This is a genomic window from Singulisphaera rosea (assembly GCF_054877945.1).
This window is the reverse complement of the sequence record NZ_JBTYIP020000008.1, coordinates 90,696-116,694: the sequence shown is the minus strand read 5'-3', so window position 1 is coordinate 116,694 and position 25,999 is coordinate 90,696. Positions and strand designations below refer to the sequence as shown.

16 protein-coding genes are annotated in these 25,999 nt (G+C 63.8%); 12 read left to right on the top strand and 4 right to left on the bottom strand.

What is annotated here, in order from left to right:
- Positions 1-48 precede the first annotated feature (48 nt).
- Entirely contained in the window at positions 49-1,215 is a 1,167-nt protein-coding gene (locus tag ACYOEI_RS16160; RefSeq protein ID WP_462850557.1) for a PP2C family protein-serine/threonine phosphatase, read from the bottom strand.
- 509 nt (positions 1,216-1,724) lie between these two features.
- Here ACYOEI_RS16160 and ACYOEI_RS16155 point away from each other — a divergent pair.
- A complete protein-coding gene (locus ACYOEI_RS16155; RefSeq protein ID WP_462850556.1) occupies positions 1,725-2,519 on the top strand; it encodes a 3-keto-disaccharide hydrolase in 795 nt (264 codons plus the stop codon).
- Positions 2,520-2,764: 245 nt separating this feature from the next.
- Complete coding sequence (locus ACYOEI_RS16150) at positions 2,765-4,123, top strand: c-type cytochrome (protein ID WP_462850555.1); 1,359 nt, start codon at positions 2,765-2,767, stop codon at positions 4,121-4,123.
- Positions 4,124-4,306: 183 nt separating this feature from the next.
- Here ACYOEI_RS16150 and ACYOEI_RS16145 read toward each other — a convergent pair whose 3' ends face one another.
- The 3 genes from ACYOEI_RS16145 to ACYOEI_RS16135 all read right to left on the bottom strand — a co-directional run bounded on the left by ACYOEI_RS16145 (position 4,307) and on the right by ACYOEI_RS16135 (position 7,389).
- Positions 4,307-5,539, bottom strand: a complete 1,233-nt coding sequence (locus ACYOEI_RS16145) for a dipeptidase (RefSeq protein ID WP_462850554.1) — start codon at positions 5,537-5,539, stop codon at positions 4,307-4,309.
- 622 nt (positions 5,540-6,161) lie between these two features.
- The gene (locus ACYOEI_RS16140) at positions 6,162-6,485 is read right to left on the bottom strand and encodes a 2Fe-2S iron-sulfur cluster-binding protein (RefSeq protein WP_462850553.1); all 324 of its coding nucleotides are present in this window, start codon (positions 6,483-6,485) and stop codon (positions 6,162-6,164) included.
- 232 nt (positions 6,486-6,717) lie between these two features.
- Positions 6,718-7,389: a PH domain-containing protein gene (locus tag ACYOEI_RS16135; protein ID WP_462850552.1), complete on the bottom strand. Its 672-nt coding sequence runs from the start codon at positions 7,387-7,389 to the stop codon at positions 6,718-6,720.
- A 478-nt stretch (positions 7,390-7,867) separates the two neighbouring features.
- Between ACYOEI_RS16135 and ACYOEI_RS16130 the strand changes: the two genes are divergently transcribed.
- The 10 genes from ACYOEI_RS16130 (at position 7,868) to ACYOEI_RS16085 (ending at position 25,992) form a co-directional block, all read left to right on the top strand.
- Positions 7,868-8,095 carry a hypothetical protein gene (locus ACYOEI_RS16130; RefSeq protein ID WP_462850551.1) on the top strand — a complete coding sequence of 76 codons (228 nt, stop codon included), beginning with the start codon at positions 7,868-7,870 and terminating at the stop codon, positions 8,093-8,095.
- Positions 8,096-8,275: 180 nt separating this feature from the next.
- Positions 8,276-9,427, top strand: a complete 1,152-nt coding sequence (locus ACYOEI_RS16125) for a DUF1559 family PulG-like putative transporter (protein ID WP_462850550.1) — start codon at positions 8,276-8,278, stop codon at positions 9,425-9,427.
- Positions 9,428-9,801: 374 nt separating this feature from the next.
- Positions 9,802-11,946, top strand: coding sequence for an alpha-glucan family phosphorylase (gene glgP / locus ACYOEI_RS16120; RefSeq protein WP_462850549.1), 2,145 nt, complete (start codon positions 9,802-9,804; stop codon positions 11,944-11,946).
- A 135-nt stretch (positions 11,947-12,081) separates the two neighbouring features.
- A complete protein-coding gene (locus ACYOEI_RS16115; protein WP_462850548.1) occupies positions 12,082-13,824 on the top strand; it encodes a serine/threonine protein kinase in 1,743 nt (580 codons plus the stop codon).
- A 411-nt stretch (positions 13,825-14,235) separates the two neighbouring features.
- Positions 14,236-14,529, top strand: a complete 294-nt coding sequence (locus ACYOEI_RS16110; protein WP_462850547.1) for a type II toxin-antitoxin system Phd/YefM family antitoxin — start codon at positions 14,236-14,238, stop codon at positions 14,527-14,529.
- Positions 14,530-15,101: 572 nt separating this feature from the next.
- A complete protein-coding gene (dnaE, locus tag ACYOEI_RS16105; RefSeq protein ID WP_462850546.1) occupies positions 15,102-18,773 on the top strand; it encodes a DNA polymerase III subunit alpha in 3,672 nt (1,223 codons plus the stop codon).
- A 234-nt stretch (positions 18,774-19,007) separates the two neighbouring features.
- Entirely contained in the window at positions 19,008-21,047 is a 2,040-nt protein-coding gene (locus ACYOEI_RS16100; RefSeq protein ID WP_462850545.1) for a tetratricopeptide repeat protein, read from the top strand.
- Between the two features lie 673 nt (positions 21,048-21,720).
- Positions 21,721-22,158 (top strand): hypothetical protein, encoded by a 438-nt coding sequence (locus tag ACYOEI_RS16095; protein WP_462850544.1) that lies wholly within the window; start codon positions 21,721-21,723, stop codon positions 22,156-22,158.
- Between the two features lie 249 nt (positions 22,159-22,407).
- Positions 22,408-23,508 carry a DUF1559 family PulG-like putative transporter gene (locus ACYOEI_RS16090; RefSeq protein ID WP_462850543.1) on the top strand — a complete coding sequence of 367 codons (1,101 nt, stop codon included), beginning with the start codon at positions 22,408-22,410 and terminating at the stop codon, positions 23,506-23,508.
- A gap of 216 nt (positions 23,509-23,724) precedes the next feature.
- Complete coding sequence (locus ACYOEI_RS16085) at positions 23,725-25,992, top strand: DUF1549 and DUF1553 domain-containing protein (protein ID WP_462850542.1); 2,268 nt, start codon at positions 23,725-23,727, stop codon at positions 25,990-25,992.
- Positions 25,993-25,999 lie beyond the last annotated feature (7 nt).

Below are 25,999 nucleotides of genomic sequence, written 5' to 3'. Positions count from 1 at the left end.
ATGTGGCTTGAGAGGTGGTGACTGAACTTTCGGGGCCGTCTCGGCCGGTCAGGAATGGCCCTGATAACGAATCACGATGGCGGTCTGGTCGTCGGACTGGGGTGCCCCTCCCGTGAATCGTCGAACCTCGTCGATGATCCCCTGGATGAGCTCCGACGCCGATCGGTCGGCCGAACGGGCGAGGAAGGCCTCCACCCGCGCGGCCCCGAAGAGCTTTCCATCGACGTCCATCGCCTCGGTGATCCCGTCGGTGTCGATGTAGATGGTGTCCGAGGGGTTGAGCCGGAGCCGATTCGTTTCGAACTCGAGGTCCTCGAAGAGCCCGATCACCGTGCCCGCGGGAGCGTCGGCGGTGTTCCGCACCCCATTGGGCCCGAGGATATACGCGGGATTATGGGCCCCGGAGGCGTACTGGACCTCGCCCGTCCGAAAGTCGAGGATCCCGTAAAAGAGGGTCACGAACATCTCCGTCTGATTGTCGAGCACGAGGCTGCGGTTGACGTCGCCGAGGCACTCGCCGGGGGATGTCCCCTTCATGGCGATGGCCTTGAGCAAAGTCCGGCACATCGCCATGAAGATGGCGGCAGGGATTCCTTTGCCCGAGACGTCTCCGATCGCGAAGCCAAGGCGATGCTCGTCGAGGAAGAAAAAGTCGTAAAAGTCTCCCCCGACATCCCGCGCAGGATACATGATCGCCTGGATGACCACCTCCGACCGACCGGCGCACATGGAGTCGATCCTCGGCAGGATCGACTGCTGGATCCGAGTGGCGACCGTGAGCTCGCTCTGGAGGTTCGCCAATTGTTTCTGATCCCGGGCCGACTGCCGCAACAGTTGGGCCCGCCGGACCGTCCGGTCCAAAGTCGACGCGAAATCGCGAAAATCGATGGGCTTCGTGAGGAAATCGAACGCCCCGAGGTTCATCGCTGCGCGAATATTCGTCATGTCTCCATAGGCCGAGACGATGACCGGTTGCATCAGGGGATACTCGTCGACGATCCTCGACAGGAGGCTCAATCCGTCCATCCCCGGCATGTTGAGGTCCGTGAGGACCACCTCGATCTCCGGGTCATTCTGCAGGCTGTCGAGTGCGTGGGACCCGTCCGCGGCGAACACGAAGTCGTACAACCGGTCCCGGATCTCCTTCCTGAACCGATGACGAATGAGGAGTTCCAGGTCGGGCTCATCATCGGCGATCAAGATCTTCGCGGTCACTGCCAACCCCTTCCGGTGCGACGTCCCGTGGGAGGCCGCGAGTTGCAACCGGGATCATCCGCGATCCCCGGACGTTCTCCATCCATTCGTTATGTTGGCGCAAGTCGTTGGAAGCGAAATGCTTCAGTGAAACCGCCCGCACGTTCTATGTGGTATTCGCACATAGAGTAGCATGGCATTCGACGCCGGGCCAGACAAGCGAATTCTCGGAGCGCGGGTCGGCGGGCTTCGCCGTCGAGCGGTCGAAGCGATCCGGAGCGGTCGTGGCTCTCGTGTTGGCGAGGGACATCGGCTTGCAGTACACCGAGATGCAGAGGTTCGACGACCCGATGACGCTGGCCGGTTGGGGCGAGCGATTGCAGACCTCCGAATCGCCCGTCTGAAGCGGGTTTACGTCCCGACGCCGCCGGATTGACGCGATCTCGACTCCCAGGTTAGCGTGGCGACTTCGGCCCCGAGGTGCGGCGGCCTGATCGGCGTAGGGTATCGTGAAACTGGAGGATGTGTTGATGTTGCAGTCTTTGATTTGCGCCTCGGCCTTGATCCTTGCCGGAGCCGCGTCGGGGGAGAAGGACGCGGATTTCATCCCGTTGTTCGACGGGAAGGACCTCTCGCAGTGGATCATCCCCGAGGGGGACAACGGCCACTGGAAGATCCTCGACGGCGTGATCGACTACGACGCCAGGAGCGAGGCCCCCGGCAAGAATAAGAACCTCGTCAGCAAGCGGGAATTCGGGGACTTCGTCCTGAAGATCGACTGGCGGCTCAAGGAGACGCCTTACGAGAACCCGAGGATCCCTTATATCTTGCCCGACGGGACCCACGCGCGAGGCGTCAACGGCAAGCCGCTCACGCTCAGGCTGCCGGACAGCGACTCGGGGGTCTACCTCCGCGACGTGAACGGCAAGAGCCAGATCAATATGTGGTGCTGGCCGATCGGATCCGGCGAGGTCTACGGCTACCGCATGGACAAGAGCATGCCGGCCAAGGTCCGGGCGGGCGTCACCCCCAAGACCCAGGCGGACAAGCCGGTCGGCGAGTGGAACGAGTTCGAGATCACGCTCGTGGGGGATCGCCTCACCGTGGTCCTGAACGGGACGACCGTGATCGAGGACGCACAGCTTCCCGGCATCCCGCAGCGCGGGCCCCTCTCCTTGCAGCATCACGGCGGCTTCAAGGACGGCAAGTACACCGGGCCCCCCAGCCTCGTCCAATTCCGGAATATCCGGATCAAAACCCTCAACGAGACCTCGGCCGGCAAGCCCGCGGAAGGGATTTTCCTCGACGGCAAGAGGGCTCGCTGAGAAACCTTCCCGTAAACCTGTCTTTTCCTTAAAGACGGGAAACCGGTTCCTGACGCCGTCACCATCGGCAACCCCTCAAAGGATGTCGCCGTCTGGTCCCCCAGAGACCCGCTTTCAAGAATAAAACAGATTTCGGGAGAGATGCCAAGCTCGACGGCGCCGACGACCGTTTCCGAACCGCCTCTCACCGCCTATAACTGGAAGAGAGACTCAGCCGATCATGTCAGGCGATAAGGAGGCGACGGATGCGGCGGAGACACCAACTCGCGTGCGGGCTCGCCGGCCTGTTCTGGCTCGCGAGCCTGGCCTCGGCCCCGGCCGCCGAGGTGGACCCCTCCATCGAACGGGGACGGGTTGCCTTGACCCTGACCGGCCACCTGAAGCCCGGCTGGGACGCGGCGACTTATCGACGTGTCAGCCAGCTCTGGGGCGAACGTGCCCCGACGCCCGATTCCTCCGCTGAGGATTATGCCAAGGCGTTTAATCAGAGATACGGCCTCCACCCCGCCCCCTACCCCAACGACGGCCTCCCGATGGGCCTCAGGCGCGGGAACGGCCCCGACGGTTCGAAGGTCGGCCTCCAGATCGACTGCATGGTCTGCCACGGGGGGGCGATCGGCGGGACGAGCTACGTCGGACTCGGAAACTCGACCCTCGACCTGACCGCACTCCTGAACGAACTGACCAGGGTCGAAGGGCGACGACTTCCGCCGAGCCTCTTCGTCTTGAACTCGACCCGAGGGACGGTCAACGCCGGGATGATCTCGGCGGTCCTCCTCGCGCTTCGTAACTCGGACCTTTCCCAGAGGACCTTCCCCCTGATCCTGGGAGCACGCCTCCCCGAACTCGACGTCCCGCCCTGGTGGCGGCTGGCCCGCAAGACGACCATGTACTATGACGGCCGGACCGATGCCCGATCCGTCCGCACGAACATGCAATTCCTCCTGGGAGAGAAGTCCCTCCAGCAGTTCCGCGAGCTCGAGCCGACCTTCCGTGACATCCAGGCCTACCTCAAGAGCCTGACTCCCCCGAAGTATCCGTTCCCGATCGATCCGGCCAGGTCCGCCCGCGGGAAGGCCGTTTTCGAGGACCACTGTACGAAGTGTCACGGGACTTACGGACCCGACGGGGTCTACCCGAATAAGATCGTCGAGCTGAAGGTCATCGGGACCGACCCCGCGCGGGCCTTCGGACTCTCCGACCGACTGGTCGCCCACTACAACACCACCTGGTTCGCCGAAGATCATCCCTCGGACCAGAAGATGGTCGGATATCAGGCCCCTCCCCTCGACGGGATCTGGGCGACGGCCCCGTTCCTTCACAACGGGTCCGTCCCGACCCTCGCCGCGCTCCTGAAGTCCCCCGAACGTCCCTCGAAATTCCGGCGTCCCCCGTCGACCGACTTCGAATACTACGACCCCGTTCGCGTCGGTTGGAAGGCCGAGGAGATCTCGGGATCACCCCCCTCCCCTCTCCCGCCTTCCGAAGCGCGATACCTCTATGATTCCCGTCGCTACGGCCTTGGTAACGGCGGTCACACCTTCGGCGACGCGCTCGAGGACGACGAACGCCTCGATCTCATCGAGTACCTCAAGACCCTCTAAACGAGGTTCTCCTGGGTCAACTCCAAGCCCGAAGCGCAAGCGAGTGAATCTCTTCGATTACTCATGAAGAGATTCACTCGCTTGCGCTTCGGTCTTGTATCGATGAAAGGCAACTCGAACGTTAACCGCAAGATGCCCGTGAAACCCGGTTTGCTTTTGAAACCGGGTTCCGAGCCGGCCGGGTCAGGGAGTCTTGTGCTGGTCGACCTCGGGCGAGGTCGTCTTCTGGAGCCGCTCGGCAACCTTGCCAGCCTCGCGGAAGGCGCGGATGACGTTCCCGCCGAGGATCTTGGGGATGTCGGTGTCCGAGTAGCCCCGACGGATCAACTCCTCGGTCAGGAGCGGGTAGCACGACACGTCCTCGAGGCCGACGGGCCAAGAGGTGATGCCGTCGAAGTCGGAGCCGATGCCGACGTGGTCGATCCCGGCGACTTTGACGATGTGGTCGATGTGATCGACGAGGTCCGGGATGGTCCCGCGCGGGGATTTGTTGAGCTTCGCCCACTCCTCGTAGGCCTTCTTGTAGTCGTCCGGATTCGGGAACTTCTCCTTGAGGGCCTTCTCCTCGACCGCGAGCCTTGGCGATTCGTGCTTGATGAACTCGGTGTAGAAGTTCACCATGACGACGCCGCCGTTCCTCGGCAGTTCCTTGAGGATGTTGTCCGGGACGTTGCGGGGGCTCGGGGTGATCGCGAACGCGCTCGAGTGGCTGGCGATGACCGGGGCCTGGGAGATCCGCAGCACGTCTTCCATCGTCTCGGGCGAGACGTGCGAGATGTCGACGAACATGCCGAGTCGGTTCATCTCGCGGACGACGCGCTCGCCGAACGGCGAGAGGCCGTGGTTGTCATGAGTGCCGAAGGCGGCGTCGACCCAGTCGAGCGACTTGTTGTGCGTCAGGGTCATGTATCGCGCACCCAGGCGATGGAACGCGCGGAGCTGGGCGAGGTTGTTCTCGATCGCCACGCCCCCTTCGATCCCGACCAGAGACGCGATTTTGCCCGCCTTGACGATCCTCTCGACGTCGTCGGCCGTGTTGGCGAACTCGAGGTCGTTGGGGTAGCGCTCGACCATCCGATGGACGAGGTCGATCTGCTCGGTGACCGTTTGGGCCGGGTTGGGGTGCTCGCTCGGGATGAAGACCGACCAGAACTGCGCCTTGAGGCCCCCCTGGCGGATTCGGGGGATGTCGGTCTGGCCGCTCTTCATCCTCTGGCTGATGTCAAACTTCTCGAATTTGACGTCGCCGTGCTCGCGCATCATCCAGGGGAGGTCGTTGTGGCCGTCGAAGAGGATCGAGGCGTCGTGGACCCGTCGGGCCCGTTCCGAGACCTCGGGAGGCGCCCCGACGGCGGTCGTCGCGGCGGAAAGGCAGCCGAACGCGATCGCGACCAGCCGTCGGCATTTCCCAACCATTGTTCAGTTCCTTACGTCACAGATCGTTCCCGGGTCGAATCGCCCGGATCAATTCGGGGTGACGACCATTCTGAGTCCGAAATCCCGGGGCGGCAAGGGGTGGGGCCGCCGAACGAGGCGTCGGGGCGTGTCGACTCGTCGAGGCGATTCGGGGGCTTTCGGCTGTCGACCGTGAGATCTTCACGCTCAGTGGCGCAGACCTACCGGGAAGCCTGTCCCGCCAGTCCCGAGGACGCTCCTCGTCCGTCGTAGATCATCCCGACGGGTCAGGTACCATCCGAAAAAGCGCGAGACGTCTGGCAGGATCACGTTCGGTTCGATACAATTTTCCTCCTGTCGCCGGCTTCTTTCGGTCGGCTGAAGTTCTCTTGAGAAGACCGTGAGGTGTTCCGTGCCGTTCCGACCCCGCAAGAAGGCGAAGCGTCAGGCGAAGTACCACCGCTGCAAGCGTTGCGGTGGGCAGGTCCGCCGCGACATCGCGCGCTGCAAGAAGTGCTCCGAGAGTCAGTAATTCCTCGCGAGCCGAAGGAATTCGAACGCCCACGCGAAACGCCCCGGTATTGGCCGGGGCGTTTCGCGTGGGCGTTCTGCGTTGTTGATCCAACTCGTCCGGCCACCGTCCTCAATCCAGGGGGCGAGGACCGGCGACCGCTCCGAGTACGGAGGCTCGGTTGAGGACCCGGATCGTCAGGTCGCTCTCCACACGGACCTGGCACGAGAGCCGGATGTCGGGCCCGAAGCTCGCTTCGCGGACGAGTCGGGCTTGCTCGAGTTCCTCCAACGGCCCTGCGTCTCCCGAGACGACCTGGACCCGGCACGTGGTGCAGCGGGCGTTTCCGCCGCACTTGTGCATGATGTCGACCCCGGCGTCCTCGATGGCGAGAACCAGTTTCGTCCCCGACGGGACGTCGAACGTCTTTTCTTCTTCGATCGTGACTTGAGGCATGTTGCAAAAGCTCCGGTATCGCGTTTCGATCGCGGGGATCGATTAGCCTAATGGCCGACGCGAAACTCGGCAAGCGGCGACAACATCGGGCGGTCGGGTGAGGTCGGCTCATTCCACCCGGAGTCCGGTCCGGGGCGGGCTGAAAGAGGAACGCCCGGCCACTCGTCGTGGGACGAATGCCGGGCGTATTACATCCGAGGGACGCGTGCCAACGAACTGTCCGCTGGGTCGCTCAGACCGACTCGACCTTCACGCTCCGCTGGTCGCGTTCGGCGCGGGCGTGGTGCCAGATCAGGTCCATGACAACCTTCGGATCCTCGACACCGGCCAGGTAGTAGGTCGGCATGTCGTGGTCGGAGGAGACGACGACCACCGTCCCAAGGGAAAGCCACCGGTCCAGGAACGATTGACGAGTAAACACGTCTTTGACGCGGAGCAACTCCATCATGTCACGCCGGCGCCTCGTGAAGCCGGTGGAGACGAAGAGCCGACGGGTCGTCAGCCGATAGGAGTGGCCATATCGGGCGACCAGGATCCGGTAGCCCATCGAGAGCCAAAACCCGGCCAGGACGACGCCCGCGATCGCCGTCAGCGGCCCAATCCGACCGTCGCTGAATCCCCAGGTGTAGGCGGCCAGGGCCACCCAGCCGACACCTAGGGCGGAGAGGATGGCAAGCCTCCCCAGGAAATTCCTCATCGCATAGCAACCTTCCCAAACAACCTCCTCGCCCTCGATGCCGATTCCTTCGACCGGATCCGTCGATGCGCCAGGGACCGCCCCTTTCTGGTCGTCGTGCAAGGCGATCGCGGAATCCTGGGTGGTTCCGGTGAAGGTGGGAGGCCCAGTGAAGTTCGTGATGACTTGGGAAGTGGTCATGGTCGGGGTGATTTCGTTCGTGGCCATAAGTGACATCTCCCAATGGGTTGGGTCCCAGGAAGGCCCGGGTATCCCGGTCATTCGTCGGTCGCCGAACCTGATGGGCTACTCATTCCGCAAATCTCGGACCAAACACGATGGGCTGTCGGAGCCGTGCCTCAGGCTGCATGCGCGTGTGAGGACATGCGCGGAGACTGAGGGTTGATGGTCGCTTATGCCGGGGCGAATGAACTCGAGGATTGGGCCGGAATTGGGCGTCCTCGACGACATGCGGAGCTCGATCGAGAGGCCTCTCGAAAAAAAAGGTCCAGAAGCAGGGGATGACTTGAACTGGCCCAGGTGACGCTTTAGAGTACACCTAAGATATCAAAAAGGGATCGACCTCCTGGGTTTTCCAGGGTGTTCGGTTTCAGCATATCCGGTGAATGGTGCGAGCCGCCCGACACGATGCGAGGTGTCGGGCTAACCCCCTCGCCCTTCGCTCTACACCTGAGAGGGGGGTACGGTGAATTACCGGTCGGTGTTCTCCAAGGTCATGGCCCCGTTGATCCTCGGGGTTGCGTGCCTTTCGTTCTCGGGCTGCGGCGATTCCGAATCCGAGGATACCGCCGCGACGGAAGAGCCCAACGTGGGGCCGGGCGGCCCTGCGGGGGGCAAGGTGGATCCGAAGCAATTCAGCAAGGTCACCAAGACCGGCGGTGCTTCCTCGTCGAAGTCGTCAGCCGGCAAGTGATCGTTTCAAAGAAACGGTGGAGGCCATTCCCCCCTTCGAAGTTAGGTGTCGACCCGAAAACCCTCGCCAGGGCCTGAACTCAAGTCGATTGCCGTCGGAGCCCAGGACCCTGTTGCTCGACCCTGCGGCGTAGTCTTCCTGGTTCGCGTCATCACTGCGGAATTTGGGGAGGAATCCGGCATGCGTCACGTTCGATCTCGGGCATTCACGCTGATCGAGTTACTGGTCGTGATCGCGATCATCGGAGTCCTGGTTGCACTCTTACTCCCGGCGGTCCAGGCGGCCCGCGACGCGGCCCGCCGATCCAGTTGTTCCAACAACCTGAAACAACTCGGCCTGGCCGTTCACAACTACGAACAGATCAATCAGTGCCTGCCGGCCTCGTCGCTCTACCCCTGCCCCGCGGTGGCCCCGGGCACCGGGAGCCAACTCTGCTGGGGATTCGGCGTCTCCCCCCTCGTCGCCCTGCTCCAGTTCATCGAACAAGGGACGATCTACAACGCCTATAACGCCGGATTGGGCGTTTACGGGTCGTATCCCCCGAGCACTTCGGGTCCGATCACCTGGTGGGCCAACACGTCCGTCTTCAACATGCAAGTGAACCTCTTCCTCTGCCCGGCCGACTCCCCTCGCCAGCTCAAGCAACCGATCACCAATTACGTGGCGAACATCGGCGGTCCATTCATCATGTATGGATATAGCGGCCCGTTCGTCCCCACCAATGGCGCCACGATCGACAACGGGAATGGGACGTACACGGCGCTGAATTACCCGAACTCCCAGACCACCGCGACCGTCGGCTTCGCCTCGATCACGGACGGGACGAGCAACACGGCGCTCTGGAGCGAAGGGGTTTCGGGGACGAACAGCCAGGTGATCGCGGGCACGGGACAGGTCGCGGAGATGCGCGGGTTCTTCAACACGAACTTCACCAACAACCCCAACACGCTTTTCCGCACCGAGACGCAGGTGTATCAGTTCCTCGCGGCCTGCCGATCGCTGGCATCGGGCACGCTCGCCTCGGCGGCGGACGGGAGCGGGACCGGCTCGCGAGGTCTGAGCTGGCAGATCTCCTTCCCGTACTACGCCAACTTCGGCATGTATAACCACGTGGGCGGGCCGAACTCACGGCAATGTGCCTGCGCCCCGACCGACGCGGTCGGCCTCGACATCTTCGGAAGCTCGAGCGCCACGAGTCTGCACCCGGGAGGAGTGAACGTCGGCATGTGCGACGGATCTGTCAAATTCGTCCGTGAACAAATTAGCCTTCGGACCTGGTGGGCGCTGGGGACCCGGAGCGGGAACGAGGCGATCGACGGCAACAAGCTTTGAGCTCGTCTCGTTTCGGATGAAACTTCGGGGCTAATGGTTCGAGGGTCGCTGGGGATCGTCGCCAGGCTCCCCACCGTCTCCCCCATCTCATGACAACCCGACCCCGCCGCGACTCGACAACTCGTCGAGTGCGGGCCGGGGTCGTGTTCTGCGCCGGCCGTTCCGAGCCTTGTTCGGATCGCGCCCGGCGTCGGGTGCCGAGTCCTCGAGATCCCGGATCCGGATCCTGACCGACATCCGGGAGCACTTCCGGCGGATCTCGGCTCAGTGCTTGGCTTTTCATGACCGATCGGCCATACTATCGCCCGCATCCGACGGTACCGTTCGTACCGATCGGGGTTCGTCGTTTTCCCATCGAAAAGTTGGGGGGGACCATGGTCGGTCAGACGCAACGGATCGACAAGCTCAGGGAACTGGCACGGAATCTCTGGTGGACCTGGCAGCCGAACGTGATCAGCTTGTTCCGCGAGCTCGATCCGCAACTCTGGCGCGAGCTCGACCACAATCCGGTCGAAGTCCTCAAGCGACTCCCCGCCGACGTCCTGTCGCGTCGCGCGGCCGAGATGGCGCTCGATTCCCGGATCGATTACGCGTTCCGCAGGCTCTCGGAATATCTCAAGAACACCGACTCCTGGGGCTCGATCTACGCGGCCAGCCTGCGGTCGAGGCCGGTCGCCTACTTCTCGGCGGAGTTCGGGCTCCACGAGAGTTTGCCGATCTACTCCGGCGGCCTCGGCGTCCTCGCGGGCGACCACCTGAAGAGCGCCAGCGACCTCGGGATCCCGCTCATCGGGATCGGTCTTTTATATGATCAGGGTTATTTCCGCCAGTCGCTCGACGCCGAGGGCTGGCAGAAGGAAGATTATCTCAACGCCGACCCTGACCTCCTCCCGATCGAGAAGGTCGAGGGGCCCGACGGCAAGCCGCTCCAGATCGCGGTCGAGACCAACAACGGCGTGTTGCACGCGAGGGTCTGGCGCGTCGAGGTCGGCCGGACGACGCTCCTGCTGCTCGACTCCAACGTGTCGGAGAACACCGAGAGCGACCGCGCCTTGACGGCCCGCCTGTACGGCGGCGACGCCCGAATCCGGATCCGTCAGGAGCTGCTCCTGGGCGTGGGCGGGGTCCGTGCCCTGCACGCCCTGGGGATCCATCCCTCCGTCCTCCACCTGAACGAAGGCCACAGCGCCTTCGCGGGGCTCGAGCTGATCCGGTCGCAGATGGAGTCGAACGCCATGCCGTTCGGCGAAGCCGTCCGGGACGTCTCGCAGATGACGGTCTTCACGACCCATACGCCGGTCGCGGCGGGTCACGACCGCTTCTGGGCGGCCCTCGTCGAGGAGAATCTCGGCAAGATCCGCGAGGGTCTTCACCTCTCGTACGATGATTTCATGGGGCTGGGCCGGGTCTTCCCCAGCGACACCAACGAGCCGTTCTGCATGACGGTGTTGGCCCTGAAGCTCTCGAGGCACGCGAACGGCGTGAGCGCCCTGCACGGGCTCGTCTCGAGGCGGATGTGGCAACCGCTCTACCCGAACCGGACCGAAGAAGCCGTCCCGATCGGGCACATCACCAACGGCGTCCACGTGCCGAGCTGGGTTGCGCCTCAGATGCACCTCCTCTTCGACCGCCACCTCGGGCCCGACTGGCGGAAGAAGATGCGCCACGCCGACGCCTGGGAAGGGATCGAATCGGTCGAGGACGCCGAGCTCTGGGAAACCCAGCAGGTCCTCAAAGCCCGCCTGATCGACTTCGTCCGTCGTCGGCTCGTGGCCCAGGCCCGCCGCCGCAACGAAGGCGACGCCGCGATCCAGCGTGCCCAGTCCGTGCTCGACCTGAACGCCCTGACGATCGGGTTCGCCCGTCGGTTCGCCACGTATAAGCGAGCCGGCCTGGTGCTCCAGGACGTCGAGCGGATCGCCGAGATGATCAACTCGAGCGATCGCCCGATCCAGTTCATCTTCGCGGGCAAGGCCCACCCCGAGGACCAACTGGGCAAGGAGCTGATCCAGAACATCGTCAGGCTGACGAAGCAGGATTCGCTCGCCCATCGCCTCGTCTTCGTCGAAGACTACGACATGAACGTCGCCCGGCAGCTCGTGCAGGGGGTCGACGTTTGGTTGAACAACCCGAGGCGGCCGCAAGAGGCGAGCGGCACGTCGGGTGAGAAGGCCCTCCTGAACGGGGCGCTCAACTTCTCGATCCTCGACGGGTGGTGGGCCGAGGCGTACAACGGGACGAACGGCTTCGCGATCGGCATCGGCCAGACGCACTCCGCCCCCTCGGTGCAGGACGAGCGCGATCACAAGGCCTTGGTCGAGACGTTGACGACCCAGGTCATCCCCCTCTTCTACACCCGAGATTCGACCGGCCTCCCCCGAGGCTGGACGACCCGGCAGAAGAACGCCCTGCGCTCGTTGGGCTGGCGGTTCAACGCCGACCGAATGGTCATGGACTACGTCCAGAACTGCTACCTGCCGGCGGCCGGCGGCGTATCCTGCGCCATGCCGCAGTCCTGAACCCGGCCCAAGACGGGCCGGATCGCGTGCCTTTGAAACGTTCAGGATGTCGGCGCGACGGTTGATCGCGGCCGGTTTGTTCTGCTAACGTTTGAGAGGCACTTCGATACGGTTCCGTCTCCTCAGGGCTTGGGCATGATCGGCGAAAATCTCGGCTCGTTCCGGATCGAGGCCGTCCTCGGCACCGGGGCTATGGGCGTCGTCTACAAGGCGGTCAGCGATACGACCGGTCGCCCCGCCGCGGTGAAAGTTATCAGCGGCGAGGCGAACCCTCGGGGCAAGACCTACGAGCGATTCCGCCGCGAGGCCGAGATCCTCCAGCAATTCCGCCACCCGAATATCGTCCGGTTCCTGGCCCTGGGACGCTACCAGGGCACCTCTTACTTCGCGATGGAATACGTCGCGGGGGACACCCTCGAGCAGGTGCTCCGCGACCAGGGGGCTCTCCCCTGGAACGAGGTCGTCGACCTCGGGATCCAGATCTGCGAGGCCCTCCACTACGCGCACGAACATGGCGTGGTCCATCGCGACCTGAAGCCCTCGAACCTGATGCTCTCGCAGAAGGGTCAGATCAAGCTGACCGACTTCGGGATCGCCAAGGACCTCGACGCGACCGCCCTGACCGCCACCGGCCGGACCCTCGGCACGGCCGCCTACATGGCCCCCGAGCAGATCCGCGGCACGCCCGCGGTCAGCCACAAGACCGACCTGTACGCCCTCGGGGTCGTCCTCTACCAGATGCTCACCGGTCGACCCGCGTTCGAAGGGACCTCGGCCGTCGTCCTGATGCATTGCCACTTGAACCAGCCGGCACCCCGCCCCAGCGCGAAGCTGTCGGAGATCCCCGTCGCCCTGGACAAGCTGATCGTCCAGCTCATGGCGAAGGACCCGACCGATCGCCCTTGGGATGCCGCGGCCGTCGCCGTCTCCCTAACGGAGATTCGCGAGAAGGCGAGTCGGGGCGAGACGCTGGCCATGGTCTGGCCGGGAGGTGCCGTCCCCCCTGGAGAAACGATCGCGACGGGCCTCGAGACGACCAGGACCACGCCCTCAAAGAAGAAGAAGGGGAAGGCCAACCACAGGTTCTTCGAGGTCCCCGATCGCTCGAAAGTCGAGCTGATCCTTCTCCTCATCGGGCTCGTTTCGATCGGCGGATTCCTCGGCTATATGCTCTGGCCCCCGAGCGAGGAATACCTCTTCCGCCAGGCCGAGGTCCTGATGGAGAAGGACAAGCTCCACGACTGGATCACCGCTCGCGAGAAATACCTCGACCCGCTCGACCACCGCTTCGAAACCAATCCCTATCGCAAGACCACGAAGGGTTGGCGCGACCGGATCGCCCTGACCGAGGCCGGTACACGCGCCGAGATCCTCGAAGGGCATCTGACGCGCCTGAACAAGCCGAACGGTCGTGCCGAGGAGATGTATCGCGCCTTCTTCGAGTTGGCCGACAAGTCTTCGCGAGAGTTCGACGACGAGTCGGCCGTCCACCACTGGAGGGAGCTGGCCGAGAAGTTGGAAGGTGCCCCCGAGGATCGGGGATGGATGCTGCTCGCGCAGAAACGTGCCGCCGACCTCTCGCGATCGATCGAACAACGCGGACAACTCGTCCGCGAGTTGCTCGCCAGCGCGGCGAAGGCCGACCAAACGAACCATCCGCTCGAGGCGGCACGGATTCGCCAGACCGTCCTTGAAAAATATAAAAAATATACCGACATGGTTTCGGTTTTCGAGGAAGCGGGGCTGTCGTTGAATCCGCCCGACTCCCAGGTCCCCGGGCGCGAACCCGCGCCGTCCCCCGCGCCCAAACCGGAAGGCTCGAACGCGACACCGAGCGTGGAATCCAAAACATCGACGGGCACGAAGCCTCGCGATTGACGCTAAATTCCAGGGGCTTCGGCCGCGTCTCCGACTTTTCGAGGGCCGCGGGTGGGTCTCTCGTTCTTGATGAGTGGAATCTCGCGTTCTCGCTCGTTTCGGCCCATCCCGAAGCGTTCCCGGCCGTTTCGGAGCCGGTGATTCGTGTGGTTTGCACCTCGCGAGAGCCTCGGCTGTCGTCGCCGTGAAGGCATGGAGTCGCGGGATGACATTCATAGACGTTGAAGAATTGAAGAAGAGTGTTCGTTAGGCCGAAGAAATTGGGCGAAATCGTCCGTGCGTGGGTTAAAGCGATTGACGAGAGGTTCAACGTCGGTTAATCTCTTACTCACCTATCAAAACTCGAGACGGGTGTGTCTACTCGTCTCACAATCCCCAAGCATTTGGCCATACACGGCCCCGAGGATGGAGATGCCTCAGTCCCGCGTCCGCTTTATCGGCAGCAGGGAACTTCACCGCGATCTTCCCAAAGTCCTGGACTCGCTGGAAAATCCCGACGCCCGCTTCGTCCTGACGATCCACAGCAAGCCGAAGGCTGTGCTGATCGGCGCCGAGGCGTTCCTCAAGTTGCTACGCGGCTACAGCACGGACGATCGTCTGCTCGCACTCCAGTTGGGTGCTTTGGTCCAAGGCCTCGAGTCCTCGAACAGCCCGGAAGAGACGTCGGACGCCGAAGTGGTTCGGGAAGAACTCGTCGGTGTTTGATTGGCGATACGACATGTCTTGATGTGCGAACCGGCGTCCCGGGACGATCTCGAGTGGCGCCGGTACTCGGCCTTTCCCCCTTCGAAGGCCGGTCTCCCCGTCCGGAACGCGAACACTCTCGAAGATCGATCCCGAGGCCCGTCCGGACCTCCGGGTCGGTCTTTTCTTTTGGATGTTCCTCGCTTATCTCCACCGAGCTCTCACTGCGCGGGGATTTGACCCCATTAAGGACACAAAGAAGAGGAGCCGAGAGAACCCATCCTCTACGGGCCTGCTTCGAGGGTCCTTTGAGCCTTTGTGGTGAAGCCTTCCTTTCGGCAAGGCCTCGGCGGTGTTCGCCGAGGAATCATTTTTTGTCGGCCCTACCGATCCAGCCTGCCCGTTCGCTCGTCCGTCGTAGAATCGTGAAACGAAGGGCGCCAGGACGGCCGTCGAACTGGCCGATAATCCCAGGACGGAACCGACGGCCCATTGCGTCGAGATGCCTCCGTCTTGGTAGAATCATCCTGATCGAAAGTTCAGCGGATTCGGCCTCAAAGGGCCGGCCGCCGAATCGCCCGCCGAGGTGACCGATGTCGAACCAGCCGTTCGCCCATCTCCATTGCCACAGCCACTACAGCCTGCTGGACGGGGCGAGCAAGGTGCCGGCGCTCGTCGCCCGCGCCAAAAGCCTGGGCATGGACTCCCTGGCGATCACCGACCACGGCAACCTCTACGGTGCCGTCGAGTTCCTCCGCGAAGCCAAGGCGGCCCACTTCAAGCCGATCATCGGGCTGGAAGCTTACGTCGCGCCTCGGCACCGCACCGAGCGTGCGATGGGGGGCTCGTCGGGTCATGATTACGCCTTCCACCTCACCCTGCTGGCGAGGAATGGCGAGGGCGTGCGCAACTTGATGCGGCTCTCATCCGCCTCGTTCCTCGAAGGCTTCTACTACAAGCCTCGGATCGACAAAGAAATCCTCGAGCGGCACTCCGAGGGGCTGATCTGCCTCTCCGGTTGCGCCTCCGCCGAGATCTCGGATTACATCCTCCACGGCAAGACCGCCGAGGCCGAGAAACTCTGCGCCTGGTATCAGCGCGTCTTCGGCGAAGAGAACTTCTACGTCGAGATCCAGGACAACGGGGTCCAGATCCAACGCGACTGTGCGGCGGGCGCCCTCGATATCGCGAAACGGATGGGGCTGCCGGTCGTCGCCACCAGCGACGCCCACTACCTGACGCAGGAAGACTCGCAGGCACACGACATCCTGCTTTGCATCAACACCGGGAAGACGGTCGATGACGCGAACCGGATGAAGTTCGAGAACGACCAGTTCCACGTCCGCAGCCCGCAGGAGATGTACGCCGCGATGCCCGGCCACGAGGAGGCGCTCGCCACCTCGGTCCGGATCGCCGAGCTCGTCGAGGAGAACTACAAGAGCCTCAACCTGGGGAAGCGGCAGTTCCCGTCGTTCCAGCCTCCCGGCGAGAAGACCCCCGAAGACTACCTCGGCGAGCTCTGCCAGCAAGGGATGATGGATCGATACGGCGAGAACCCTCCGGCCGAGGCCGTCCAGCGCCTCGAGCACGAGCTGGGCATCATCAACCGGATGGGCTTCGCCTCGTATTTCCTCATCGTCTGGGATTTCGTCCGCTTCGCCCGAGAGGCCGGGATCGCCAACTCGGCGAGAGGCTCGGCCTGCGGAGCCCTCGTCAGCTATCTCCTCTACCTGAGCCACGTCGATCCACTCAAGTATGATTTGCTGTTCGAGCGATTCCTCGACCCGAACCGCTCCGAGGCGCCCGATATCGACATCGACCTCTGCAAAGAGCGTCGCTACGAGGTCATCGAGTACGTCCGGCGGAAGTACGGAGCGGCGAACGTCGCCCAGATCGGCACGTTCGGGACGATGGCCGCCAAGGCCGCGCTCAAGGACGTCGGCCGGGCCCTGAACATCCCGCTCTCGCGGGTCGATCAGGTGACGAAGCTCATCCCGACGCGACTCAACATCACCCTCGACGAGGCCATCAAGGAAGAGCCGGCACTGAAGCGCCTCGCCGACGAGGATCCGGAGATCGAACGGCTCCTCGACTTCGCCAGGAGGCTCGAGGGCACGGCCCGCAACGTCGGTACGCACGCCGCAGGGGTGGTCATCGCCGACCGCCCTCTCTGCGACATGGTCCCGCTCCAGCGGCTCCCGAATAAGGACAAGGATAAGGAGGTTGTCAGCACCCAGTGGGAAATGGGTGACGTCGAGAAGGCCGGCCTCCTCAAGATGGACTTCCTCGGCCTCCGGAACCTGACGAGCCTCGCCGCGGCCACCAAGCTCCTCGAGCGGAAGCTCGGCCATCCGTTCGACCTCTTCGGCCTTCCTCTCGACGACGAGGCGACCTACAAACTCCTCCAGCGCGGCGACGCCAAAGGGGTCTTCCAGCTAGACGGTGCGGGGATCCGCGACCTCCTCGTCAAGATGAAGCCCGACCGCTTCGCGGACCTCATCGCCATCCTGGCGCTCTACCGTCCCGGCCCGCTCAACGGCGGTATGGTCGACGAATATGTCGACGTCAAGCACGGGCGCAAGGAACCGAGCTACCCGCACCCGGTCATGAAGGAAGTCCTGGAAGAGACCTATGGCGTCATGGTCTACCAGGAACAGGTCATGCGGATCCTCAACCGGCTCGGGGGGATCGAGCTCTCCAAAGCGTATGCCTGCATCAAGGCGATCTCCAAGAAGAAGATGGAGACCATCGCGGAAGGCCGGTTGCAATTCGTCCAAGGAGCCGTCGAGCGAGGGCTCGACAAGAACCAGGCCGACAAGATCTTCGCGCTCATCGAGTTCTTCGGCGGCTACGGCTTCAATAAGTCTCACACGACCGCCTACGCGCTCGTGGCCTACCAGACGGCGTACCTCAAGGCCCACCACCCCACGGAGTTCATGGCGGCCCTCCTCTCCTCCGAGATGGACGGGGCCGAGCGCGAGAAGTATTTCGTCGAACACATCGACGATTGCCGCAAGATGGGCGTGGAGGTCGTCCCCCCGAACATCAATGAAGGCGATGCCACCTTCAAGGTCGCCGCCGAAGGGCGGATCCACTTCGGCCTCGGCGCGATCAAAGGGGTGGGCCAGAAAGCCATCGACGCGATCGTTTCGGCCCGTGACCAGGGCAAGCCGTTCACCGGACTCGACGACCTCTTCGAACGGGTTTCCCTCAGCGTCGTCGGCCAGGCCTGCGTCGAAGCCCTGATCAAAGCCGGGGCCTTCGATGCCCTCGGGGGGCGGCGGAGCCAGTGGCTCGCCGTCCTGCCCAGGGCCGCACAGGCCGGCCAGGCGGTCCAGGAGGACCGCAAACGTGGCCAACGAAGTCTGTTCGACGCGTTTGCCGACGCCCCCGCCAACGGAAACGGCGCCGGCCAGGCGACCGGTAACAGTAACGGCAATGGGAACGGCAGCGGCAAGCCGACCCTGCTCGCGAGCCTGCCCGACATCCCCGAACTCCCCGACGTCGAGCGGCTCGCCGAAGAGAAGAAGGTCCTCGGCTTCTACATGTCGAGCCACCCTCTTACCCGACATGCCTCGCTGTTGCAGGCCCTGGCCACGCACAAAGTCTCGGATCTCGGCACCGTCCCGGAAAAGTCCGAGGTCGTCCTCGGAGGGATGATCACCGGAGTGCAGGTGAAGAACGTGCAGAAGAGCCGGTCCGGATTGACTCGGATGGCCAAACTCACGTTTGAAGACCTGACCGGATCGGTCCCTTCGATGCTGTGGCCCGAGGAATTCGCCAAGTCGGAAGAGCTGGTCAAGAATGACCTCATCTGCTTCATCCGTGGGACGCTCGATCGCCGCCGAGACCCGGCCGAGCTGATCATCTCGCGGATCATCCCGCTCGAGCGAGGGCCGGCTGAGCTCTCGCGAGGCGTGGTGATCACGCTCCGCAAGGGCGTCACCGAGGAGGAGCAGATGCAGCGCCTGCTCCGACAGGTCCGGATCCGCCCCGGCAACCTCGACGTCTACTTCGAGATCCTCGGCCTAAACGGGTTCCGACGCGCGATCTACAAGGCGGGCTCCGCGCACAAGATCCGCCACGACGACCGCCTCTTCTCGGACCTCGAAGCCGCCGTCGGCTCGGGCAATGTCCGGCTCCTCGGCCAGCGAGGTGCCACCGCCCGGGTCGAGGTGGCCGCTCCCGCCGCGGTCAAGGCGGGCGCCGAGATTGACGGCGAGCCCGGATACACCGAGGCGCCCTCCGACGATCAGGACGACTGATCGCCGCGACCCCATCGAGTGGTCGGGCGGGCGGTTGACGACGATTCGGCCGCCCCGATACGATCGTCGCGCAGCCCGCGGCGATCGGTTCGTCTCGGGAGATGCTCGTCTTTAAAGAGCGAACCGATCTCGATGGATGACCTGCGAGGAGGGGAGGCACCCGCCTCCTCGTCCCAAAAGGGTGGAGAAGCTCCGGAGACCACGCGCACGACTTGGGCCCGGAATCCTTGGTGGTTGGCCGTCCCCCTGGTCCTGATCGTCGCGCTTGCGTTCTGGCCCGTCCTGGACAACGGCTTCGTCCGTTGGGACGACGACGAGAACTTCTTCGAGAACGTCGAGTACCGCGGGCTGGGTTTGTCCCAGATCGGCTGGGCCTGGTCGACGTTCTTGCTGGGCGTCTATCAACCCTTCGCCTGGTTGATCCTCGAAGCCGAATACGTCGTGTGGGGGCTCGACCCGCGGGGTTACCACGCGACCAGCCTCGTCATGCACGCGGCCAACGGGGTTGTCCTCTACTGGTTGATCGTCGCCCTACTCGACCGCGCCCGCTCCGTCGCCGACCGTGAACCGCGATGGGCCGTCCACCTCGGGGCCGCCCTCGGCGCCTTGCAATTCGCGATCCATCCGCTGCGGGTCGAGGTCGTCGCCTGGGCCTCCTGCCAGCCTTACCTCCCATGCGTCTTTTTCGCGATGCTCAGCCTCCTCGCCTACCTGAGGGCCAGCCGCCCGGACACGATCCATCGATGGCGGGACCTGGCGACCTCTTGCCTCTTGTTCGCCTCGGCGCTTCTCTGCAAGGCGGTCGCGGTCAGCCTGCCCTTCGTCCTGGTCGTACTCGACGTGTACCCGCTCCGACGCCTCGGGCCGGGACGTTGGTTCGGGGATAAAGAATTCGAGGTCTGGAAGGAGAAGGTCCCCTACCTTGCACTTTCGACGACATTCATGGTCGTCGCGGTGCTGGCCAAGCGCTCGAACCAGTCGCTTCGCTCGGTCGCGGATTATGGAGTGTTCGCCCGCCTCGCGCAGTCGTGTTACGGGATCTGGTTCTATCTCGTGAAGACACTCCTGCCGGTCGACCTGGTCGCGTACTATCCGCTGCCCAAGCCCGAGACGTTCGCGACTCTGCCATACGTCCTGGGCATGTTGGCGACGGTTGGCGTTTCCGCGGTGTTCTTCTCCGTTCGACGCCGATGGCCGGGGTGGCTTGCGGCCTGGGTCGTCTACCTGGTCGTGCTCGCCCCGAACATGGGGATCGTCCAGATCGGGAATCAGGTCGCGGCCGATCGCTATAGCTACGCCGCCTCGATCGCGTGGGCCGTCCTGCTGGCCTGCGGACTGTCCCGCCTCGCGCGAAGGGTCAAGGCGCGACCGAGCCTGACTCCGATCGTGTGCGTTGCGGGCCTACTCCTGTCGGCCACGCTGGGCTTCCTTACCTGGCAGCAATGCTCCACCTGGCGGACCACGGAGTCACTCTGGCTCCAGGTCCTGGAGCACGGGGATCGCCGCAACGCGGCCGTGCATTTCAACCTCGGGGCGGATCTGGCCCGTCGTGGAAAGTATGCCGAGGCCATGAAGCGGTACGCCGAGGCGCTGCGCCTCGATCCTCGATCGCCGGATGCCCATAATCTGATGGGAGCGGCGCTGGATCATGAAGGGAGGGGGGCCGAGGCCTACGCGTCCTATCTCAAGGCCATTCGGCTCGACCCCGAATACCCCGACGCCGAGAACAACGTGGGTTCCGCCCTGGCCCGCCAGGGCCGTCGCCGCGAGGCCATCATCCATTTCGCCGCCGCGGTCCGCCTCAAGCCGATCTTCCCGCTCGCCCGGCGCAATCTGGGACTCGCCCTGTCTCGGGAAGGAAGACTCCGTGAGGCGATCCCTCATCTCGCCGAGGCCGCCCGGCTCGCCCCGGACGACGTCGAGGCCTGGCATTCGCTCGGCGTCTCCCTGGCCAGATCGGATCGGTTCGGCGAGGCGAGAGACGCCCTTTCCCAGGCCGTTCGCCTCAGTCCTTCCTCCGCCCCGCTTAGGATCAACCTGGGGATGAGCCTCGAGAGCCTCGACCGTCTCGACGAGGCCATCGGCCAGTACGTCGAGGCCGTACGCCTCGACCCAGTTCGTATCGAGACCCATCTTCTCCTGGGAGAAGCCCTCGCCCGTCGAGGACGCATCGATTCGGCGGCGTCCGAATTCTCCGAGGTCCTGCGCATCGAACCCGAGAATGTCGAAGCGCGGCGGCTACTCGAGAAACTTCCTCGCAACAAAACAAATTGATGTCAAAGTGCGGGTTGAATTCCCAGTCACCCGCTCGACCTCGAATCGAATTCGTCACTTGGCTTGCCGATTCGTCGATCGCGGCGTGACGTTGACGGGATTGAGGCCGGGGTCGCCCGTTAATGGATTGGCAACAAGACTTTCACGAAACATTCATTAGGGGCTGGCGGTGTCGCCGTATATAGTTCAACTCCACGGGCGAGCTGCGCCCCAAAGACTCACCCGCCCGCTAGGGTTGCGAGGTCCTTCCGGGGAGGGTGATTTAATAGAGAGTCGCCCTACTACTCCGTGTTTCGGGGGTTTGTGACGGGCGAAAGTGGGCCGGCTCCGGATTTTTTCCCGAGCTCTTGCGAAGATTAATGTTAATAAGATAGAACTTGTCGATAAATATCATCTTCATAGATTATTAACTTGTAATCTTTTCCGCCCTCCCTATACTGGGTAAGACGAGTCGGGTTCTCGCGGGTCGGGCCGATCGCCGGGCATGGCTCCCGCGGTCCGATATTCGCAGGGCGGCTGGATGATGGGCCTCGTTGAATTGTCCTCTTGTTCAGTACGCCGGACGTCGGTCCAACCTCGGCGATTTGTGACCTCTGAGAGATCCCTGATGCGTCTCCGATTCGTGCCTCGCTTGCCCGCCTCCTGGACGAACTTTTGTTGGTCGATCGGCGCGATGACGGTGCTGTCCCTCGCGCTCCCGGGATGCGGTTCGGGCGAAGGCAGTCTCCCCAAGCTGGAGGGTGAGACCCAGCCCGTGAAGGGCAAGATCCTGCTGAGTGATGGCAAACCCTTGGTCGGTGCGACCGTCCACTTCATCCCGACTCAGGAGAAGGGGGCGGGGGCCCGCGGGACGACGGGCGCCGACGGCGGCTTCGAGTTGACCACGAGAGAGCCTGGTGACGGTGCGTTGGCGGGCGACTACAAAGTGCGGCTCGACCCCCCTCCGGCTCCCTCGGGCGTGAAGAAGATCCCCCCTCCTCCCTTCCCGGTCGCTTATACCGACGAAGACCTCACGGACCTGACCGCAACGGTCAATCCCGGTGCCAATGACCTCCGGCCCATCCAGCTCCAAAACAAAGTCAAGACAGCCCAACGACACCGCACTCGATGATCGTTGGGGGGTCGCACTGCCGCGACGTCGCCGAGTATTGATGACAACATTCCGTGTTCACACCTCGGCGACGACTCCGGACGGGCTCGACGACGCGAACAACCCCTCCCTGACGGGGGTTTGATGAGATTCTCAGGAGAACGCACGACGTGGTGCGTGTCGGGATGCCCGGGCGATCGAATTCGGAGTGTTTCTCCGAGATTGCCGGGATTCGGAATGGTATTTCTCTTGTTGTGAAAGGTTTTTCAGATGAAGGTTTCGATGCCCGGAACTCGGGGGCGAATCGCGGGATTCACCCTCATCGAACTGCTCGTGGTGATCGCGATCATCGCGGTCCTCATCGCGCTGCTCCTCCCCGCCGTCCAGGCTGCTCGCGAGGCCGCTCGCCGCACGCAGTGCGTCAACAACCTCAAGCAGCTCGGCCTGGGTCTTTACAACTACGAAAACAGCAACGGCGCCTTCCCCCCCGGTGGTGAGTCGACCAACTTCACCACGACCCCCGCCTCGCCCACGACCCAGTTCGTCGACGGCGGCTGGAGCACCCTCGCCCGCCTTCTCCCCTACATGGAAGGCACGGCCTCGTTCAACGCCATGAACTTCGCCACGGCGTACAACGAAGCCTCCGGCATGAACTACACCGGTGCGTCGACCGTGATGCGGGTCTTCATCTGCCCCTCGTCGAACCGTAGCGGCACCGATCGCGATTCGATCGACCCGAATGATCCCATCACCACCACCTACGGCCGTGGCTACGGCTATGGTGATTACGGCCCGACCGTCTACACCGACATCAACCCGCTCGGCGTGGCCACGACCGCGAACAGCGCGGTCCCCTACCGCCTCAAGGCCTCCCGTGCGAACGGCCTCCTGAAGCAGGGCAAGACGACCGTCGCCGAAGCGACCGACGGCACCAGCAACACGATCGCGATCGGCGAAGACGCCGGCCGTGACGAGACCTACCTGAGTCCGTACACCGAGATCGACACCGTTGCCGGTGGCGACACTCGTGGTTCAGGCCCCGCGGGTGGTGCGACCGCCGCCCGCCGCTACTGGCGCTGGGCCGAGCCCGACGCCGGCTATGGCGTCTCCGGTGCCCCCAACAACAAGTATCGCCCCTCCCACGAAGTTACCCCCTGGCAGGCCTCGACCGGCTCGGGCTCGGGTGCCCTGGCGACCGCCGGCAACAACGCCGGTGCGAACGACGAGCTCTTCTCGTTCCACCCCGGTGGCGTGAACGTCCTCTTCGGCGACGGCAGCGTCCGCTTCCTCAAGGACACGATCAACGTCGTGACCCTCCGCAACCTCGTCACCCCGAACGGTGGCGAAGTCGTCTCGGCGGACTCGTTCTAATCCGCCGAACGACCTGAGCTTCTACGAACTTGGCGGCCCGGGGACTCTCGAAGGTTCCCGGGCCGCTTCGCATTTCGAACTGGCGATCGCGCTCGTATCTCGACGAATGATCAACGGGCAAGATTTCCCGTGAAGAATCTCGGGGATCGGGTTAAATTATCGAGGGGCCTCTCGCCTGACGGGTCCGCTGCTCCGCGACGAGGGAGGAACTTGGCCATGCAGGTCAGTTGTCCGGTCCGCGTTTTCGCGATGGTGGTAGGGGCGACGCTCGGGCTCCCGAGTGCTTGGACCTGGGCGGGCTCGCCCGAGCCGACCTGGACGGCCGAGCAACGGCAGCACTGGTCGTTCGTCCCGCCGAAGCGGCCGGATAATCCCGTCGTGAAACGAGTTGATTGGGTCAAGAACCCGATCGACGGTTTCATCCTCGCCGATCTCGAATCCTTCGGGCTGGAACCAGCCGCGGAAGCCGCCAAGGCGGTACTGATTCGACGCCTCTCGTTCGACCTGACGGGAGTCCCTCCGACTCCCGAAGAGGTCGACGCCTTCCTCGCCGATTCGGCCGATGACGCCTATGAGCGCCTTGTCGACCGCCTCCTCGCGAGCCCCCGATACGGCGAGCGCTGGGCGAGGAGTTGGCTCGACCTGGCCCGATTCGCCGAGAGCGACGGGTTCAAAAGCGATGTGACCCGCCCGAATGCCTGGCGCTATCGCGACTGGGTGATCCGGGCCTTCAACAGCGACCTGCCCTATGACCAGTTCGTGAAGCAGCAATTGGCCGGCGACGAGCTGGCGCCGAACGACGCCAGGGCCTTCATCGCGACCGGTTTCAATCGCAACTGGCCGTTCGAGGACAACAACAAGGTCCCCGGCATGTCCCGGCAACTGATGCTCGAGGACATGACCGACACGACGGCCTCGGTCTTCCTCGGCCTCACGGTGGCGTGCGCCCGATGCCACGACCACAAGTACGACGCGATCAGCCAGAAGGACTATTACCGGTTCCAGGCTCTGTTCGCGGCGAGTGTACCGAAGGACGACATGTCGCTCCTCGGCCCCTTCGAGCAGTCGCTCAACGCCGCCGTCGAGGCCGAACACCTCGCTCGGGCCGATGTCCTGCGGGGCGAACGGGAGACGATCGAGAAGTCTTACCGGACCTCCCTCGTCAATGAGAAGCTCGCTGCACTCCCGGCAGAAGTCCGGAAGGCGTATGAGACCGACCCCGAGGCCCGCACGGCGCTCCAGGAAGATCTCCTGATCCGTTACGCGAAGGACATGAAGGTCGCCCCCGAGGCCATCGAGAAGGCGATGACTTCTGACGATCGGCGAGCCTGGTCGGCGTGCGGTCGGGTCATGGAGCAACTCGCCAAGTTCGCGCCCAAGTCTCCCGACCGGGCCAGCGGCATGACCGACACCGGTCGAAACGCTCCCCCCGTCTACCTGCTGAACAAGGGAAACTTTGCCAGCCCCGGTGACGAGGTCGGTCCGGGATTTCCGTCGGTGCTCGGGCCAACGTCCTTGGGTGATGTCGCCCTCGCCTCTTCCCCGACGTCTGGGAGGCGCGCGGCCCTGGCGGAATGGCTCACGCGGCCCGATCATCCGCTGACCGCTCGCGTGATGGTCAACCGCGTCTGGCAGAACCATTTCGGGCGAGGGATCGTCGCCACCCCGAGCGACTTCGGGACCCAGGGGACCGAACCGACTCATCCGGAACTGCTCGACTGGTTGGCCACCGAGTTCGTTGCGAAAGGATGGAGCCTCAAGGCGATTCATCGCCTGATGGTGACGAGCGCCACCTACCGCCAGTCGAGCGTCGCCGCGGAGAAGACCCTGGCCGAAGATCCGGACAACACCCTATTCAGTCGGATGTCGCGACGCCGGCTCGAGGGGGAAGCGGTCCGAGACTCCCTCCTCGCCGTCTCCGGCCAGCTCGAGCCTCGCGTCGGTGGCCCGAGCGTATTCCCCGACCTGCCCCCCGGCGTCGAGACCCGAGGCGGCTGGAACCGTTCCGCTTCGGCCGGCGATCGGAACCGTCGGAGCGTTTATGTGTTCGTCCGACGTAACCTCAAATATCCCCTCTTCGATGCGTTCGACGCCCCCGACTCGAACGTGACCTGCCCCGAGCGGAACGTCTCGGTCAACGCCCCCCAGGCCCTGATGCTCCTCAACTCGGGGCTGATCGTCGATCAGGCTCGACACCTGGCCGGTCGGATCCTCGCGAACTCGGCCGACCGCTCCGACCTTGCGACCCTCGTCAAGGATTCGTATCGCCTGGCGTTCAGCAGACTCCCCGACGAGTCCGAGACGAAGCGCGGCGTCGCTTTCCTGGAAGACGAGCCGGCACTCCTCAGCTCCCGAGCCGAGGGCTCCGGTGCGCTGGACATGCCGATCCCCGCGCCGGACGACTACGACCCGGTGCAGGCCGCGGCCCTGGTCGACTACTGCCATGCGCTCCTGAATCTCAACGAATTCGTCTTTGTCGATTGATCCGTCG